This window comes from Phycicoccus duodecadis, assembly GCF_002846495.1.
GTDB lineage: Bacteria > Actinomycetota > Actinomycetes > Actinomycetales > Dermatophilaceae > Phycicoccus > Phycicoccus duodecadis.
Window position 1 is genome coordinate 1561621 of record NZ_PJNE01000001.1, and the last position, 13956, is coordinate 1575576.

Genomic DNA, 13956 nt, shown 5'->3' on the forward strand with positions numbered 1-13956 from the left:
GCTCAGGCCTCGTACTTGTAGCCCAGGCCGCGCACGGTGAGGATGTGCACGGGGTTGCCCGGGTCGGCCTCGACCTTGGCCCGCAGCCGCTTGATGTGCACGTCGAGGGTCTTGGTGTCGCCCACGTAGTCGCTGCCCCAGACCCGGTCGATGAGCTGCATCCGGGTGAGCACCCGGCCGGTGTTGCGCAGCAGCATCTCGAGCAGCTCGAACTCCTTGAGCGGGAACGACAGCTGCTCGCCGCGCACCGTCACCACGTGCCGCTCGACGTCCATCCGTACCGGGCCGGCCTCGACGGTCGCCGGCATCAGGTCCTCGGGCTCGGCGCCGCGGCGCAGCACCGCCTTGATGCGGGCCAGCAGCTCCCGCGAGGAGTAGGGCTTGGTCACGTAGTCGTCGGCGCCGAGCTCGAGCCCCACGACCTTGTCGATCTCGCTGTCCTTGGCCGTGAGCATGATGACCGGCACGTTGGAGCGCTGGCGCAGGGCCCGGCAGACGTCGACGCCCGAGAGCCCGGGGAGCATCAGGTCGAGGAGCACCAGGTCGGCGCCGGTGGTGTCGAACGTCGTCAGCGCGTCGTGGCCGTTGTCGGCCACCGACACCTCGTACCCCTCCCTGCTCAGCAGGTACGACAGGGGGTCGGAGAACGACTCCTCGTCCTCGACGATCAGGATGCGCGTCATGCGGGGCTCTCTCCTCGGGCGGCGGCGGCCACGCCGGGCTCGGGGTCGGCCGCGAGGTCGTCGGCGGTCTGGTCGACCGCGACGGGAAGTCTCATCGTGAAGGTCGAGCCGCGCCCCTCCTCCGACCACACGGTGACCTCACCGCCGTGGTTGGCGCAGATGTGCTTGACGATGGCCAGGCCCAGCCCCGTGCCCCCCGTGGCCCGCGAGCGCGCGGCGTCGACGCGGTAGAACCGCTCGAAGATGCGCTCCTGCTCGCCGACCGGGATGCCCTGGCCCTGGTCGGTGACGGCGATCTCGACCGCGTCGCCGACCTGCCGGGCCCCCACCCCCACGCGGGTGCCCGCCTCGCTGTAGTTGACGGCGTTGGCCAGCAGGTTGGCCACGGCGGTGACCAGCAGCTCGAGGTCGCCGAAGACCCGCAGGCCCCGCTGAGCGGCGACCTGCACGTCGATCTGGCGGGCGTCGGCGGCCACCCGCACCCGGTCGTGCGCCTCGTGCAGCACGGCGTCGACCTCGACGAGGTCGGGCTCGTGCAGGGTGTCGGCCACCTGGAGCCGCGAGAGGTCGACGATCTCCTGGACCAGACGCCCGAGCCGGGTGGCCTCGATCGAGATGCGACGGGCGAAGCGGGTGACGGCCTCGGGGTCGTCCTTGGCGTCGAGCACGGCCTCCGCCAGCAGCGAGATGCCGCCGACGGGGGTCTTCAGCTCGTGGCTGACGTTGGCCACGAAGTCGCGGCGGACCTCCTCGACCCGGCGCGCGTGGGTGTGGTCCTCGGCCAGCAGCAGCACGTGCGCGGCGCCCAGCGGGGCCACCCGCACCCGCATCACGACACTGGCGTCGGCCACCGGCCCGCGGGCGAGGTCGAGCTCGGCCTCGCGGATGACGCCGTCGCGGCGCACCTGGCGGGCGAGGTGACGCAGCTCGTGGTGCACGAGCTCGCCGTGGCGCACCAGCCCGTAGGTGACGGCCGAGGCGGAGGTGTTGACGACGGCGTCGGAGGCGTCGACGACCACGGCCACCGAGCGCAGCACCGACAGCACGTCACCGACCCCGCGGGGCAGGGGCGGCTCGGGCGCGACCGGCGCGGCCTCGAAGCTGCGCTCGGAGAACCGCCCGGCGAGCACGGCGACGGCCCCGATGACGAGGCCGACGGCCCCGCCGAGCGTCGCCGCGATCGTCGCATCCACGGCATCAGGGTACGGCGAGCGACCGCCCCCGCCGTGCCGCGGACGGGCCGCGGGGCGGCGCCGACGCCCGAAGTTCACCTCGGGGGCGCCTCCGGTTCACCGCTACCTGCAACAGTCGACCTCGCGAGCAGCGGCGCGTGCCCGACCGGTGCGCCCTGACACCCCCAGCGGAGGACCGACCCAGCGTGATGCGCAAGGCCTACCACGAGGAGCTCGACCGTATCGCCGAGAGCCTCGTCGAGATGACCCACCTCGCGGCGTCGGCGATGAGCCGGGCGACCACCGCCCTCCTCGACGCCGACGTCCACCTCGCCGACTCCGTCATCACGGCGGACGCCGAGATCGACGCCCGGCGCGAGCAGATCGACCTGCTCTCCTTCGACCTCCTGGCCCTCCAGCAGCCGGTCGCCACCGACCTGCGGGTCGTGGTCACGAGCATGCGGATGAGCAGCGACATCGAGCGGATGGGCGACCTCGCCCGCCACGTCGCCAAGGTCGCCCGCCTGCGCTACCCGGCCTCGGCGGTGCCCCCCGAGCTGCGCGGCACCTTCCGCGAGATGGGCCAGGTCGCCGAGCTCATCGTCGAGAAGGTGGGCTCGGTCATCGCGGCCCGCGACATCGACGGCGCCCGCCAGATCGCCCGCGACGACGACGCCATGGACGCCCTGCACCGCGACCTCTTCGAGCACGTCACGGGCAAGGACTGGCCGCACGACACCGAGACGGCGGTCGACATCACGCTGCTCGGGCGCTACTACGAGCGCTTCGCCGACCACGCGGTGTCGGTGGCCGAGCGCGTGGTGTGGATCGTCACCGGCGAGTGGGGCAACGAGGCCAACGGCAGCCACGAGGACGCCGAGGACGCGGCCGCCCCCGGCCGTCCCCCTGCCTGACCCGACGCGCAGGGCTCGACCGGCGGGGGGCCCGGTGCACCCGTGCGGTTCCCTCCGCCCGACCCCCGGGTGAGGATGGGGCCGTGACGCGCACCGTCGACGACGACTTCGAGGGATTCGTCGCGGCTCGGTGGCCCGAGCTCGAGACGGTGGCCCTGGTCGCGACCCTCGACCCCGAGCCGGCGCGCGCCCTGGTCACCGAGGCGCTGGCCGGGCTGCGCGGCCGCTGGAGCCAGGCCGTCGAACAGGGTGCCCCCACGGCCGCGGCGCGCTCCGCGGTGCTCGCCGCCGTCGCCGCCCTTCCCGACCGCCGCGAGCCGTCGGCGGTCCGTGGCGCACCCCTCGCGGACGACGCCTCGGCCGTGCCCGCCGCCCTGCTCGAGACCCTGGCCCGGGAGACGCCACTCGTGCGGGCGGTCTTGGCGGCCGGCAGCGTCTGGGAGCTCGACCCCCGTGAGCTGGCCCCGCTCCTCGGCCGTGGCCACCCCGCCGTCCTCGACGCCGCCCGGCAGGCCCGGGACCGGCTGCTGGCTGCCCACCGGGAGGCCCGTGCCACCGACGGCCTGGCGCCCGCCGACCACCACCTCGACGACGACCTGGCCGAGCTGGTCGACCGGCTCACCGCGGGCCGGCCCGAGCCTCCCGACCCCGCGGCCCTGGTCGCCGAGCGGTCGGCCGGCCTGCGCCGGCGCCAGCTGCTCCTGGGGGCAGGGGCCGTCGCGGTGACGGCCGCCGGAGCCACCTGGTTCGTCCGGGGCGCGGCCGGCGCCGGCGCCCCCCGCCCCGCCGCCACCACGCCGGCGCCGCCCGGGCCCCGCGACCCCGTGTGGGCCTTCACGAGCCGCTGGCCGGCGCGCGGCCCGCTGGCGAACGACGCCGGCATCCGGGCCCTGGTGACCCGGGCCGGTGGCCCGGGCACCCGGCTGGTGTACGCCGCCGACCTGCCGGGGGTGCGCGCCGCGGTCGCGGTGGTGCCCCAGGTCGACGACACGCCCGGCCTCGGCAGCACGGTCAAGCTCTGGAGCGGGGCGCCCGGCACCCCGGCCGAGCGGCTCGCCGAGGTCCCCCTCGCCCTGCAGGGGGTCTACGGGACCTCCGACCTGGTCGCCGTCGGGATCCCCGCGGGCGACACCGGGGTGCTGCTGGTGCTCACCCGGCCGACCGTGCGCAGTGTCGACTTCTCACCGGTCGTCACGCTCACCCAGGGAGGCTCGATCCAGCGGATCTACGCCCGGCTGGCCCTGAGCGCGGGCATCACCGCCTTCGTGCTGGACCAGCGGTTCGGCACCGGGGGCCGCGTGCGGGCCGTCGGCTACGACGGACCCGTCCCCGCACCGGAGCAGTGGGGCGGGGTCGACATGTACGGCGACGACCCGGCCCGCAGCCTCGTGCAGCAGGTCGCCTCGGCCACCGGCCTCCCGCCGGCCCGCCTCGTGGCCCGCATCCTCGTCGACTCCCCCACCGACGGCAGCGTCCTCGACGCCACCGCCCTCTCGCCGCGGGGCGAGGACGGGCGGGTGCGCGTGGCGCTGGTGCGGACGCCGGAGCGGGCGGTCGTGCGGCTGGCCGTGGTGAGCGACGACGGGCGCGGCTCGGGCGGCATCCTCTTCGACGCGCCAAAGGTCGTGCCGGCCGAGCTGGCCGAGGACCCGCTGGTCATCCCCCTCGACACCCTCCCACCCAGCACGGGGCGCTACCTCGTCGTCGTCCCGGGGGGTGGCGCGACCTGCCAGTTCCTGCTTGCGGATACCCGGCGGGCGGTCTCCCCGCGCACACCGATGAAGGGGCGCACCGCCGTCCTCCTGGTCGAGAACGACGACGGTGCCGGCCCCTACCGGCTGGTGGTCCGCGACCGGAGCGGCGCGGTGGTCTACGACGCCGTCCCCACGCCGGGGCGCGACCTGCAGGGCGGCGACGCGGACGTCGTCGAGGAGCCGACGACCGGCTGGCTCGGGCTGCCCAGCGACCAGGTCCCCTAGAGGGCCGGGCTCACTTCCCTTGGTTGGCGACGGCGGCCGCGGCCGCGGCGGCGGCCTCCGGGTCGAGGTACTGACCCGGGCCGGTCGGCATGAAGTCGTCACCGAGCCGGTACACCAGGGGCATCCCGGTGGGGATGTTGAGGCCGGCGATGTCGTCGTCGCCGATGCCGTCGAGGTGCTTGACCAGGGCGCGCAGGCTGTTGCCGTGGGCCGTGACGAGCACCGTGTGGCCGGCGCTGAGGTCGGCCTGGATGTCGTTCTCCCAGTAAGGCATCATCCGCGGGATGACATCGGCGAGGCACTCGGTGAGCGGCACGTCCACCCCGGTGTAGCGCGGGTCGCCGGTCTGGTCGAACTCGCTGCGGCGCTCGATGGGCGGGGGCGGGGTGTCGAAGGAGCGGCGCCACAGCATGAACTGCTCGTCGCCGTAGGTCTCGCGGGTGGCCGCCTTGTCGAGCCCCTGGAGGGCGCCGTAGTGGCGCTCGTTGAGCCGCCAGCTGCGGCGCACCGGGATCCAGTGCCGGTCCGCCGCGTCGAGCGCGAGGTTGGCCGTGGTGATGGCGCGGCGCAGCACCGACGTGTGCACGACGTCGGGCAGCAGCCCGGCGTCCTTCATCAGCTCGCCGCCGCGCACGGCCTCGGCCCGGCCCTTCTCGGTGAGGTCGACGTCGACCCATCCGGTGAAGAGGTTCTTCTGGTTCCAGTCGGACTCGCCGTGGCGCAGGAGGATCAGCGTGTGCTCCGTCATACCCGCCAGCCTAGCGAGCGGCACGGTGCCGACCGCGGGGGTGCACCGGGGGTGAGACCCCGCCGGCGAGGGGTCTCGCAGCGGCGGCTCAGGCCTCGCGCGGCGGGTCGCCCGGGCGCGCCAGGAGGTGGCGGAAGGCCTCGAGGTTGCGCAGGCTCTCACCGCGCGACACCCGCCACTCCCACTCCTTGCGCATCGAGGTGAGGAACCCCAGCACCAGCAGCTCGTTGAACGGCTCGTCGGCCGCGGTCAGCACCACCCCGAGCAGCCGGTCCAGCGACTCGGCGTCGACCGAGGCGGTGGGCAGCCGGCCGGTGACGAACACGTCGCCGGCCGCGTCGACCGAGTAGGCCAGCCCGGGCAGCCGCAGGTTGCGCCGCAGCAGGTAGCGGTAGACCTCGACGTGGTTCTCGTCGGGGTTGCGGATGACGAAGGCCGAGACCGAGACCCCCGCCTCGGAGCACACCAGCGACACCACGGTCCGGAGCTTCTTCTCGCCGGGGAGGGTCGCCACGACCTCCTCGGCGCGCGCGCCCTGCTCCCACTCGATGCCGGCGTCGTCGAGGACGCGCTGCACGGTGGCGGCGAGCTCGTGGGCGCTCACGGGATGACCGCCGTGGGGATGCCGGTGAGCCGCGGGGCCTCGTGGATCGAGACGTCCTTGGGGCGGCTGAGCGCCTCGCCGTACACGTCGAGCAGGCGCTGCGCGGTGTGCGCCCACCCGTAGCCCTGGGCGTGCTCGACGGCCCGCCGCGCGAGGGTGCCCCGCAGCGCCGGGTCGAGGACGAGGCGCCCGAGGGCGGTGGCCCAGTCGGCGGTGTCGTGGCCGTCGACGAGCAGCCCGGCCTCGCCCACCGCGATGGGCAGCCCGCCCACGTCGGCGGCGACCACCGGCGTGCCACACGCCTGCGCCTCGACCGCCACCAGCCCGAAGGACTCGCTGTGCGACGGCACGGCCAGCACGTCGGCCGCGCGGTACCACTGCGCGAGCGTCGGCCGGTCGACCGGCGGGACGAAGCGCACGTTCTCGGCGATGCCGAGCCGCGCGGCGAGGTCGTCGAGACCCATCGGGGTCCGGGCCCCCGACCCGCTGGCCCCGCCGAGGACGCCCACGACGAGGCGGTCGCGCAGCCCGGGATGACGACGCACCAGCTCGGCCGCGGCCCGCACCAGCACGTCGGGCCCCTTGAGCGGCTGGATGCGCCCGACGAAGAGCAGCAGCACGGCATCCGCGGGGACGCCGAGGAGGGCCCGGGCCGCGGCCTGCGACCCGGGCGCGAAGGTCGTCAGGTCCACCCCGGGCTCGACGACGGCCACCCGGGCCGGGTCGGCGTCGTAGAGGTCGACCAGCTCCGAGGCCTCGCGGGCGGTGTTGGCCACGAGCCGGTCGGCGGCCTCGACGACCTGGGCCTCACCGATCTCGCGGCCGCGCGGCTCGGGCTCGTCGCCGTCGGCCAGGTGCAGGTTCTTGACCCGCGCCATGGTGTGCATGGTGTGCACCAGGGGCACCGCCCACCGGTCGGCCGCGAGCCAGCCGACCTGTCCGGAGAGCCAGTAGTGCGAGTGCACGAGGTCGTAGTAGCCGGGGGGCGCGTGGGCCGCGACGCGCATCATCCCGGCCGCGAAGGCGCACAGCTGGCCCGGCAGGTCCTCCTTGGAGAGGCCCTCGTACGGGCCGGCCGGCACGTAGCGCACGACGACACCGGGCTCGACCTCGACGACCTCCGGCTGCGACGCGGTGGTGGTGCGGGTGAAGACGTCGACGGCCGTCCCCATCCGCGCCAGGTGCCGCGAGACCTCGAGGACGTAGACGTTCATGCCGCCCGCGTCGCCCACCCCAGGCTGCGCCAGCGGCGAGGTGTGCACGCTGACCATCGCGACCCGGGCCGGCCGGGCGCCGGCGCTCATGCGGACGGCTCCGTGGGCAGCGGGCGCGGGGTGTCGGTGACGGTGACGACGGCCCGGGCCGACCAGACGTGGATGGCGATGCGGCCGTCCTGGCGCAGGTCGACGGCCCGCGGCACCCGGACCGGGCCGACCGAGACGTCGGTGCCGAGCACCCACGTGAAGGTGGGCTGCACGACGACGCTGGGGTCGACCCAGTAGGCCTTGGCCTTGAGGTTGCGCGCCGGTAGGGCGGGCTCGATGCCCACCGTCGCCGGGCGCCAGTCGAGGTTGACGATGACGGCGGAGGCACCGGGCACCGCGACGTCCATGCGGATGCGGCCGTCGGTGGGCTCGAAGCTGATGCGCAGGGGGCGGCTGGTCGTCTCGTCGTGCACGACCCCGCTGTAGGTGACGGTCTGCTCGTCGCGGTTGACAGCGTCGATGGTGACGGCGGTCAGCGCCGAGCGCACCTCCTCGCGGGGGTGCTCGCCGGTGCGGTCGACCGAGCCCACGACCGCCACGACGGGCGCGCCCTTGGTGACGGTGTCGGCCAGGATGGTGCTGCCGCGGGAGAGCCGGAAGCCGCGGTCGTAGAGCGCCACGGTGAGGCCGGCCCCGAGGGACTGCACCCCGAAGGCGTTCTCCGAGACCTGCAGCAGCCCGGGCTCGACGTCGGTGATGCCGATGTCGCGCGAGAGGACCTTGGGGACCCACGACATCATCCCGAGGACCAGGGCGGCGCTGAGCGAGAGCATCAGCGAGACCATCGAGAGGCTGATCGCTCCCTCTCGGCTCCGCGCGCGCATCCGGTCCAGCACGAGGTCAGCGTATGTCCGCGCGCTGGGAGCGTCGCGCCCGGTGCGAGGGGCGCCCGCGGCACCGCGGGTGCGCGCGGCGCGGGACGGGGCGGAGCGCAGCGGTCCGTAGGCTGGCGCCGTGGCCGGCCAGCGACCCGTGGGCGTCATCACCCGGGGCACGACGAACCCCAACCGGCTGCGTCGCTGCGACCGTTGGCTGGCGGGTCCGCAGGCGTGGCGGCTGCGGCGGGCCGAGGGCGCACCGGTGGTGGTCGACCTCGGCTACGGGGCCTCGCCGGTGACCGCGGTCGAGCTGCACGAGCGGCTGCGCCGGGTGCGGCCCGACGTCGAGGTGGTCGGCATCGAGATCGACCCCGCGCGGGTCGCCGCCGCCCGCCCGCTGGCCCGCCCGGGGCTGCGCTTCGCGGTCGGCGGCTTCGAGGTGCCGCTGCCCGACGCGCGCCGGCCGGTGGTCGTGCGGGCCTTCAACGTGCTGCGGCAGTACGACGAGCAGGCCGTGGCGGACGCCTGGGCCACCACGGTCGCGCGCCTGGCCCCGGACGGGCTGCTGGTCGACGGCACCTGTGACGAGCTCGGACGGCTGGCGGCCTGGGTGGCGGTGACCGCCCACGGCCCGCGGACGCTGACCCTGTCGTGGCGGCTGCGCGGCCTGGAGCGGCCCGGCCTGGTGGCCGAGCGCCTGCCCAAGGCCCTCATCCACCGCAACGTGCCGGGCGAGGGCGTGCACGCCCTCCTGGAGGCGCTCGACGACACCTGGCGGCGGCAGGCGCCGCTGGCGTCCTACGGGGTGCGGCAGCGGTTCGTGGGGGCGGCGGCGGCGCTGCGCGAGGCGGGCTGGCCGGTGCTGGGCGGCCCGACGCGGTGGCGCCTCGGTGAGCTGACGGTGGCCTGGGACGCGGTGGCGCCGCGCCGCTGAGGCCGGGCGGTCACCAGGGGCCGTAGGGGCCCTGGTTGTTGCCGCCGCGGCCCATGACCTGGTCGAGCGCGGGCTTGACGTCGGCGAGGTAGACCCCGGCCGCCACGATGGCGACGATGGCCAGCAGCCCGAGCCCACCGAGGGCGACGACGCCGAGCAGCACGGCCACGCCGGTGACCGCGAGCCAGAAGCCCTTCGACCGCTTGCCGGCCGCGGTGAAGGCGTCGGGGCGACGGCGGAGGCAGTCGACGAGGGCGTAGACCTCGACGCCGAGCGCCGCGATGGACAGGGCCAGGACGATGTAGCCCTGCACGGTGCCGAGGAAGCTCATGGCGTCCAGGGTATGGGGTCGGCCCGGGTCAGGCGTCGAGGACGATGGTGACCGGCCCGTCGGCCACCAGCTCGATGTCCATGTGCGCGCCGAAGACCCCCGTCGCGACCTCGAGCCCGCGCCCGCGCAGGTCGTCGACGACCGCCTGCACCAGCGGCTCGGCGACGGGGCCGGGCGCGGCGGCGTTCCACGAGGGGCGCCGGCCCTTGCGGACGTCGGCGTGCAGGGTGAACTGGCTGACGACCAGTACGGGGGCGCCGACATCGAGCACGGAACGCTCGCCGTGCAGGAGGCGCAGCTCGGCGATCTTGCGGGCGGTGAGCGCGACCTGCTCGGGGCCGTCGTCGTGGGTGACCCCGACCAGGGCGAGCAGCCCGGGTCGGGTGAGCGACCCGACCACCTCGCCCTCGACGGCGACCGCCGCGCGCGAGACCCGCTGGATGACCGTTCTCACGCCCGGAGCGTGGCCGCGCCGTCGCCGTGGGCCTCCCGGCGGGTGAGGTCGGACCCGTGCTCGATCCCGACCGCCACCACCGCGCCCACCGGCTCGCCGTGGCCGAGCACCGGCGAGTGCTGGAGGACGTCGTAGGCGGCCGACTCGACCCCGAGGCGGCGCAGGACGGCGGCCAGCACCACGGCGCGGGCGCGCGGGCCGCCGTCGGCGACCTTGACGGCCACCCCGCGGCCGTCGGCGAGCCCCACGGCGTAGACCGACTCGGCGCCGTCCTTGGCGATGACGCCTTCCGTGCCACGGATGAGGGCGGTGACGTCGCGCCGCGTCCCGCCGAGGAGCTCGGGGTGGGCCCGGACGGCATCGCGCACGGCGCGCTCGGGGGTGCCGGTCTCGGCGATGGCGATGCGGCCGAAGGCGCGCGCCAGCCCGGCGAGCGAGATGGCCATCACCGGCGCGCCGCACCCGTCGACGACGGTGGCGGCCACCGGCTCGCCCGCGAGGTCCTCGAGGGCGACGTCGATGGCGCGCTGCAGCGGGTGGGCCGGGTCGAGGTAGCCGGCGAGGTCCCAGCCGTTGACGCGGCAGGTGGCGAGCATCGCGGCGTGCTTGCCGGAGCAGTTCTGGGCGACCGAGACCGGGCCTCGACCCGCGGCGACCCAGGCGTCGCGCTCGGCCGGGTCGTAGGGCAGGTCGGGGGTGTTGCGCAGGTCGGCCTCGGTGAGCCCGGCGCCGGCCAGGATCTCGCGCACGCCGGCGAGGTGGAAGGGCTCGCCGCTGTGGCTGGCACAGGCGAGCGCCAGGTGGGGGGCGGGCAGGCGCAGACCGGCGCGCAGCATCCCGACGGCCTGGAGCGGTTTGTTGGACGAGCGCGGCAGGATCGGGTCGAGGGGGTCGCCCCAGGCCTCGTGGACGGTGCCGTCGGGGCGGGTGACGGCGACGCTCGCGCGGTGGGCGGACTCCACGAAACCTCCCCGGACCACGTGGGCGAGGACGGGGGCTGCGGCCAGGGCCGGCGGGGTGGAGGGGCTCACCGCCCGACCCTATCCGCCCTGGTGGGGCGCCCCGGTCGCCGCGCGCGCAGACGGACGGGCGCCGTCACAGGTCGCGCACATCGACGACGGAGGTCGCGCGCCCCGGGCACCGGCGAAGCGGTGCTGCGGAGGCGCGCGACCTCGGCTGCGGCCCGGTGGCCGCAGATGTCGCGGGAGGAGGTCAGCCGACCTTCTCGGCGGCCTTCTCGGTGGCCTTGGTGGTGGCCTTGGCCGCCTTGCGGGCGCTGGTGCCGGCGGCCTTGGTGGAGGCCGTGGTGCGCTTGGTGGCCTTCTTGGCCGTGGTGGAGGTGCGCTTGGCGGCGGTGCGGGTGCGCTGGGCGGAGGTGGTGACCTCGGCCTGGGCCACCTTGGCCTCGTCGGTCAGGGCGGAGGCGACCCGGGTGGCCTCGTGGCGGCCGGTGGTGACGGTGGCCTTGGCGGAGCGCTCGATGTCGGCCGCGGCCTTGCGGGCGGTGGTGACGGCCCCCTTGGCCTGGGCGACGGTGGTCCCGGCCTGGGCGACGAGGTCCTGGGTGGCCCTCTGCTTGCGGATGCGGGTGACGACGTCCTTGCCACGGCTCGCGAAGGACTCGTAGCCCTCGGTGACCTTGCCGCCGACGGCGAGGCCCTGGTTCAGGGCGAGGGCCGGCAGCTCGAGGACCTGGCCGGCGACCTGGGTGGCGCGGGCCTGGACGGCCGCGGGGGCGAGGTCGGCCCGGGCGGCGTCGGCGCGGCGGGCCATCTCGGCGCGACGGGTGTCGGCGCGCTTCTGGGCGTCGCGGACCTTCTCGACGGCGAGGTCGGTGACGCCGGCGAGGGCGTAGAGGGGGGTGGTGTCGATGGACTTGCGGAGGTCGTCGATGACGGCCATGGCGGGCTCCTTCGGGGAGGGTGAACGGTGTGGTCGGGCATCCCGTCGGCGACGCTGCCGGGGGGCGGTGCGGCGTCAGCGCCGGGTGTCGTCCTCGACGTAGGACTCGTAGATGTCGAGGAGGGTCTTCTTCTGCCGGGCCGTGAGCAGCGGGTCCTGCGCGATGGCCCGGCGGACGTCCGGGGAGTCGGGCGGGGGGGCCGCGGTCTCGGCGTCGAGGATGCCGGCGCGGACGTAGAGGGACTCGGCGGAGACCTCCAGGCCCTTGGCCAGCTGCTGGAGGATCTCGGCGCTGGGCCGCTTGAGCCCCCGCTCGATCTGGGACAGGTAGGGGTTGGACACCCCGGCGAGCTCGGACAGCTGACGCAGGGAGAGCTTGGCGGCCGTGCGCTGGTCGCGCAGGTACTCGCCGAGGCTCTCGCCCAGGTCGTTCAGCGGGTTCTTGCTCACGGATACATTGTGCTTGCTGGAGTTAGCAGAATGCAAACCAGAGCAAGCGTGAGCGTGGCCACACCGCGAACGGCGCGCGGCGACCGAAGGACCGGAGTGCGCTGGGAGACGTCCGGATGCTCCGGATGCCGGGCCGTGGGCTCACGGCTCGGAGTGTCCGGACGTCAACGGGCGGGGCCTCTCGTGTTGCCGGGGCCAGGGCCCCGACCCGGCTCGCCGCCGCCCGCCGCCCGGCGTCAGCCGGCGACCGGCTCGCGCCGCACCCTGCGCAGGCTGATGTCCGCGCACTCGGCGCAGGTGTCGTCCGCGACGAGACCGAGGCGGATCAGCTTCCCGAACACGAAGCAGCCGGCGCAGAAGCCCAGGAACGCCTCCAGCGAGGCGAAGACCAGCAGCACGGAGAGCAGCACCACGGTGACGACGGGCGCGCCCAGGACCAGGGCCACGGTGGCGGCGAGGGTGAAGACCAGCCCGACCCCCTGGGCGAACTGCTTGGGGGCTCCGGCTACGATCCTGGGCTCACCGAGCCGGGGAGCCACCGTGCCGGAGGCGAGGCGCCCGAGCGGGCTGTAGCGGGGGCCGGCCGCCACGCGGAGGGCGAACCCGACCGCGAGCAGCGCGCTCAGCCACAGCCAGCCGGTGGCCAGCGTGAACGCCGTGATGACGACGACGCCGGCCGCGACCACGCGGGCGGCCTTCTCGTTGACGACGGCCGGGAAACCGATAAGTGAAGCCATGCTCGCCATAACCACCGATTATGGACAGGCATTCCGCCCGGCCCCAGCACCGTCCGCCCCCCGGACAGCCGGGGCCCCGCGGCACTCAGCCGCGGCGGCGGTCCTTGATGCCGAGCAGGGCCCGCGCCTCGTCGGTCGACATCGCCGGTCGCTGCATCAGCGCGGCGAGCTCGGCCGCGCGGGCGACCAGCTCGTCGTTGTGCCCGACCACCTGTCCGCGCCGGAACACCACGTTGTCCTCCATGCCCACCCGCAGGTGCCCGCCGGCCGACAGGGCCGCCGCCATCATCGGCAGGTGACCGCGGCCGATGCCGGTCGCCGACCACGAGGTGACCTCGGGCGGCAGCATCCCGACCCCCGCCATCAGCGCGGCCGTCGTCGCCGGCATCCCCCCGGGCACCCCGGTCACGAAGTCGACGTGCACCCGGCCGCCGAACGGCAGCCCGTGGGTGTCGAGCAGCCGCCGCAGCGCGTGCACGTGCCCGAGGTCGAACAGCTCGAACTCGGGCACGATCTCGCGCTCCTGGGCCTGCACGTACAGCTCGCTCATGAACGGCCACGGGTTGAGGAAGACGTCGTCGCCGAAGTTCGTCGTGCCGCACGTGAGCGAGCACGAGTCGGGCTCGGCGTCGAGCACCGTGAGGCGCTGCTCCAGCGGGTCGTGCACCGACCCCCCGGTCGACAGCTGCACCACCAGGTCGCCCGCCTCGCGCACGGCCTCGACCGCGGCCCGCAGGTAGCCGGCGTCCAGCGTCGGCGCGTGCTCGCCGTCGCGGATGTGGAGGTGGATGAGGGAGGCCCCGGCCGCCTCGCAGCGCCGCGCGGTGTCGACCAGCTCGTCGAGGGTGGTCGGCAGCTGCGGCAGGTCGGCCTTGGCGTGCTCGGCGCCGGTGGGGGCGACGGTGATGAGGGTGCCAGTGGCGGCGGACGGCGTCGTCATCCGCCCATCATGGCAGGCCCGCGCC

16 protein-coding genes are annotated in these 13956 nt (G+C 75.2%); 3 read left to right on the forward strand and 13 right to left on the reverse strand.

Features of this window, described 5'->3' with window-relative positions; all coding sequences use genetic code 11:
* Positions 1 to 2 precede the first annotated feature (2 nt).
* The gene (locus ATL31_RS07185; protein WP_101395171.1) at positions 3 to 683 is read right to left on the reverse strand and encodes a response regulator transcription factor; all 681 of its coding nucleotides are present in this window, start codon (positions 681 to 683) and stop codon (positions 3 to 5) included.
* Positions 680 to 1876: a sensor histidine kinase gene (locus ATL31_RS07190; protein ID WP_101395172.1), complete on the reverse strand. Its 1197-nt coding sequence runs from the start codon at positions 1874 to 1876 to the stop codon at positions 680 to 682. Before ATL31_RS07190 ends, ATL31_RS07185 begins: the two co-directional genes overlap by 4 nt.
* Before the next feature lie 188 nt (positions 1877 to 2064).
* Between ATL31_RS07190 and phoU the strand changes: the two genes are divergently transcribed.
* Both phoU and ATL31_RS07200 read left to right on the forward strand, forming a co-directional pair.
* Positions 2065 to 2769, forward strand: a complete 705-nt coding sequence (phoU, locus tag ATL31_RS07195; RefSeq protein ID WP_101395173.1) for a phosphate signaling complex protein PhoU — start codon at positions 2065 to 2067, stop codon at positions 2767 to 2769.
* Between the two features lie 83 nt (positions 2770 to 2852).
* Entirely contained in the window at positions 2853 to 4748 is a 1896-nt protein-coding gene (locus tag ATL31_RS07200; protein ID WP_101395174.1) for a hypothetical protein, read from the forward strand.
* A gap of 10 nt (positions 4749 to 4758) precedes the next feature.
* On the opposite strand, the gene ATL31_RS07205 is transcribed toward ATL31_RS07200, so the two are convergent.
* The 4 genes from ATL31_RS07205 to ATL31_RS07220 form a co-directional block, all read right to left on the reverse strand.
* Positions 4759 to 5496 carry a phosphoglyceromutase gene (locus tag ATL31_RS07205; protein ID WP_101395175.1) on the reverse strand — a complete coding sequence of 246 codons (738 nt, stop codon included), beginning with the start codon at positions 5494 to 5496 and terminating at the stop codon, positions 4759 to 4761.
* Positions 5497 to 5584: 88 nt separating this feature from the next.
* Complete coding sequence (locus ATL31_RS07210; RefSeq protein ID WP_101395176.1) at positions 5585 to 6100, reverse strand: YbjN domain-containing protein; 516 nt, start codon at positions 6098 to 6100, stop codon at positions 5585 to 5587.
* On the reverse strand, positions 6097 to 7404 hold the full coding sequence (mshA, locus tag ATL31_RS07215) for a D-inositol-3-phosphate glycosyltransferase (RefSeq protein ID WP_101395177.1): 1308 nt from the start codon (positions 7402 to 7404) through the stop codon (positions 6097 to 6099). The genes ATL31_RS07210 and mshA overlap by 4 nt, the downstream gene beginning before the upstream one ends.
* The gene (locus ATL31_RS07220; RefSeq protein ID WP_101395178.1) at positions 7401 to 8201 is read right to left on the reverse strand and encodes a hypothetical protein; all 801 of its coding nucleotides are present in this window, start codon (positions 8199 to 8201) and stop codon (positions 7401 to 7403) included. The genes mshA and ATL31_RS07220 overlap by 4 nt, the downstream gene beginning before the upstream one ends.
* 118 nt (positions 8202 to 8319) lie before the next feature.
* Here ATL31_RS07220 and ATL31_RS07225 point away from each other — a divergent pair, with 118 nt between their 5' ends.
* A complete protein-coding gene (locus ATL31_RS07225) occupies positions 8320 to 9117 on the forward strand; it encodes a class I SAM-dependent methyltransferase (RefSeq protein ID WP_101395179.1) in 798 nt (265 codons plus the stop codon).
* 10 nt (positions 9118 to 9127) lie between these two features.
* On the opposite strand, the gene ATL31_RS07230 is transcribed toward ATL31_RS07225, so the two are convergent.
* From ATL31_RS07230 to ATL31_RS07260, 7 genes are all read right to left on the reverse strand, one after another.
* Positions 9128 to 9448 (reverse strand): DUF2516 family protein, encoded by a 321-nt coding sequence (locus tag ATL31_RS07230; RefSeq protein WP_101395180.1) that lies wholly within the window; start codon positions 9446 to 9448, stop codon positions 9128 to 9130.
* 28 nt (positions 9449 to 9476) lie between these two features.
* On the reverse strand, positions 9477 to 9902 hold the full coding sequence (gene dtd / locus ATL31_RS07235) for a D-aminoacyl-tRNA deacylase (RefSeq protein WP_101395181.1): 426 nt from the start codon (positions 9900 to 9902) through the stop codon (positions 9477 to 9479).
* Positions 9899 to 10933: an asparaginase gene (locus tag ATL31_RS07240; protein ID WP_101395182.1), complete on the reverse strand. Its 1035-nt coding sequence runs from the start codon at positions 10931 to 10933 to the stop codon at positions 9899 to 9901. The genes dtd and ATL31_RS07240 overlap by 4 nt, the downstream gene beginning before the upstream one ends.
* 181 nt (positions 10934 to 11114) lie before the next feature.
* Positions 11115 to 11804: a hypothetical protein gene (locus tag ATL31_RS07245; protein ID WP_101395183.1), complete on the reverse strand. Its 690-nt coding sequence runs from the start codon at positions 11802 to 11804 to the stop codon at positions 11115 to 11117.
* A gap of 75 nt (positions 11805 to 11879) precedes the next feature.
* Positions 11880 to 12254, reverse strand: a complete 375-nt coding sequence (locus ATL31_RS07250) for a helix-turn-helix domain-containing protein (RefSeq protein ID WP_101395184.1) — start codon at positions 12252 to 12254, stop codon at positions 11880 to 11882.
* Positions 12255 to 12490: 236 nt separating this feature from the next.
* A complete protein-coding gene (locus ATL31_RS07255; protein WP_245862031.1) occupies positions 12491 to 13000 on the reverse strand; it encodes a DUF4395 domain-containing protein in 510 nt (169 codons plus the stop codon).
* Positions 13001 to 13076: 76 nt separating this feature from the next.
* A complete protein-coding gene (locus ATL31_RS07260) occupies positions 13077 to 13931 on the reverse strand; it encodes a beta-keto acid cleavage family enzyme (protein ID WP_101395185.1) in 855 nt (284 codons plus the stop codon).
* Between the last annotated feature and the right edge of the window lie 25 nt (positions 13932 to 13956).

Coding starts and splice junctions, on each gene's coding strand:
- ATL31_RS07185 (WP_101395171.1), bottom strand. CDS start 683: ATGACGCGCATCCTGATCGTCGAGGACGAGGAGTCGTTCTCCGACCCC.
- phoU (WP_101395173.1), top strand. CDS start 2,065: ATGCGCAAGGCCTACCACGAGGAGCTCGACCGTATCGCCGAGAGCCTC.
- ATL31_RS07205 (WP_101395175.1), bottom strand. CDS start 5,496: ATGACGGAGCACACGCTGATCCTCCTGCGCCACGGCGAGTCCGACTGG.
- mshA (WP_101395177.1), bottom strand. CDS start 7,404: ATGAGCGCCGGCGCCCGGCCGGCCCGGGTCGCGATGGTCAGCGTGCAC.
- ATL31_RS07230 (WP_101395180.1), bottom strand. CDS start 9,448: ATGAGCTTCCTCGGCACCGTGCAGGGCTACATCGTCCTGGCCCTGTCC.
- ATL31_RS07245 (WP_101395183.1), bottom strand. CDS start 11,804: ATGGCCGTCATCGACGACCTCCGCAAGTCCATCGACACCACCCCCCTC.
- ATL31_RS07255 (WP_245862031.1), bottom strand. CDS start 13,000: ATGGCGAGCATGGCTTCACTTATCGGTTTCCCGGCCGTCGTCAACGAG.
- ATL31_RS07260 (WP_101395185.1), bottom strand. CDS start 13,931: ATGACGACGCCGTCCGCCGCCACTGGCACCCTCATCACCGTCGCCCCC.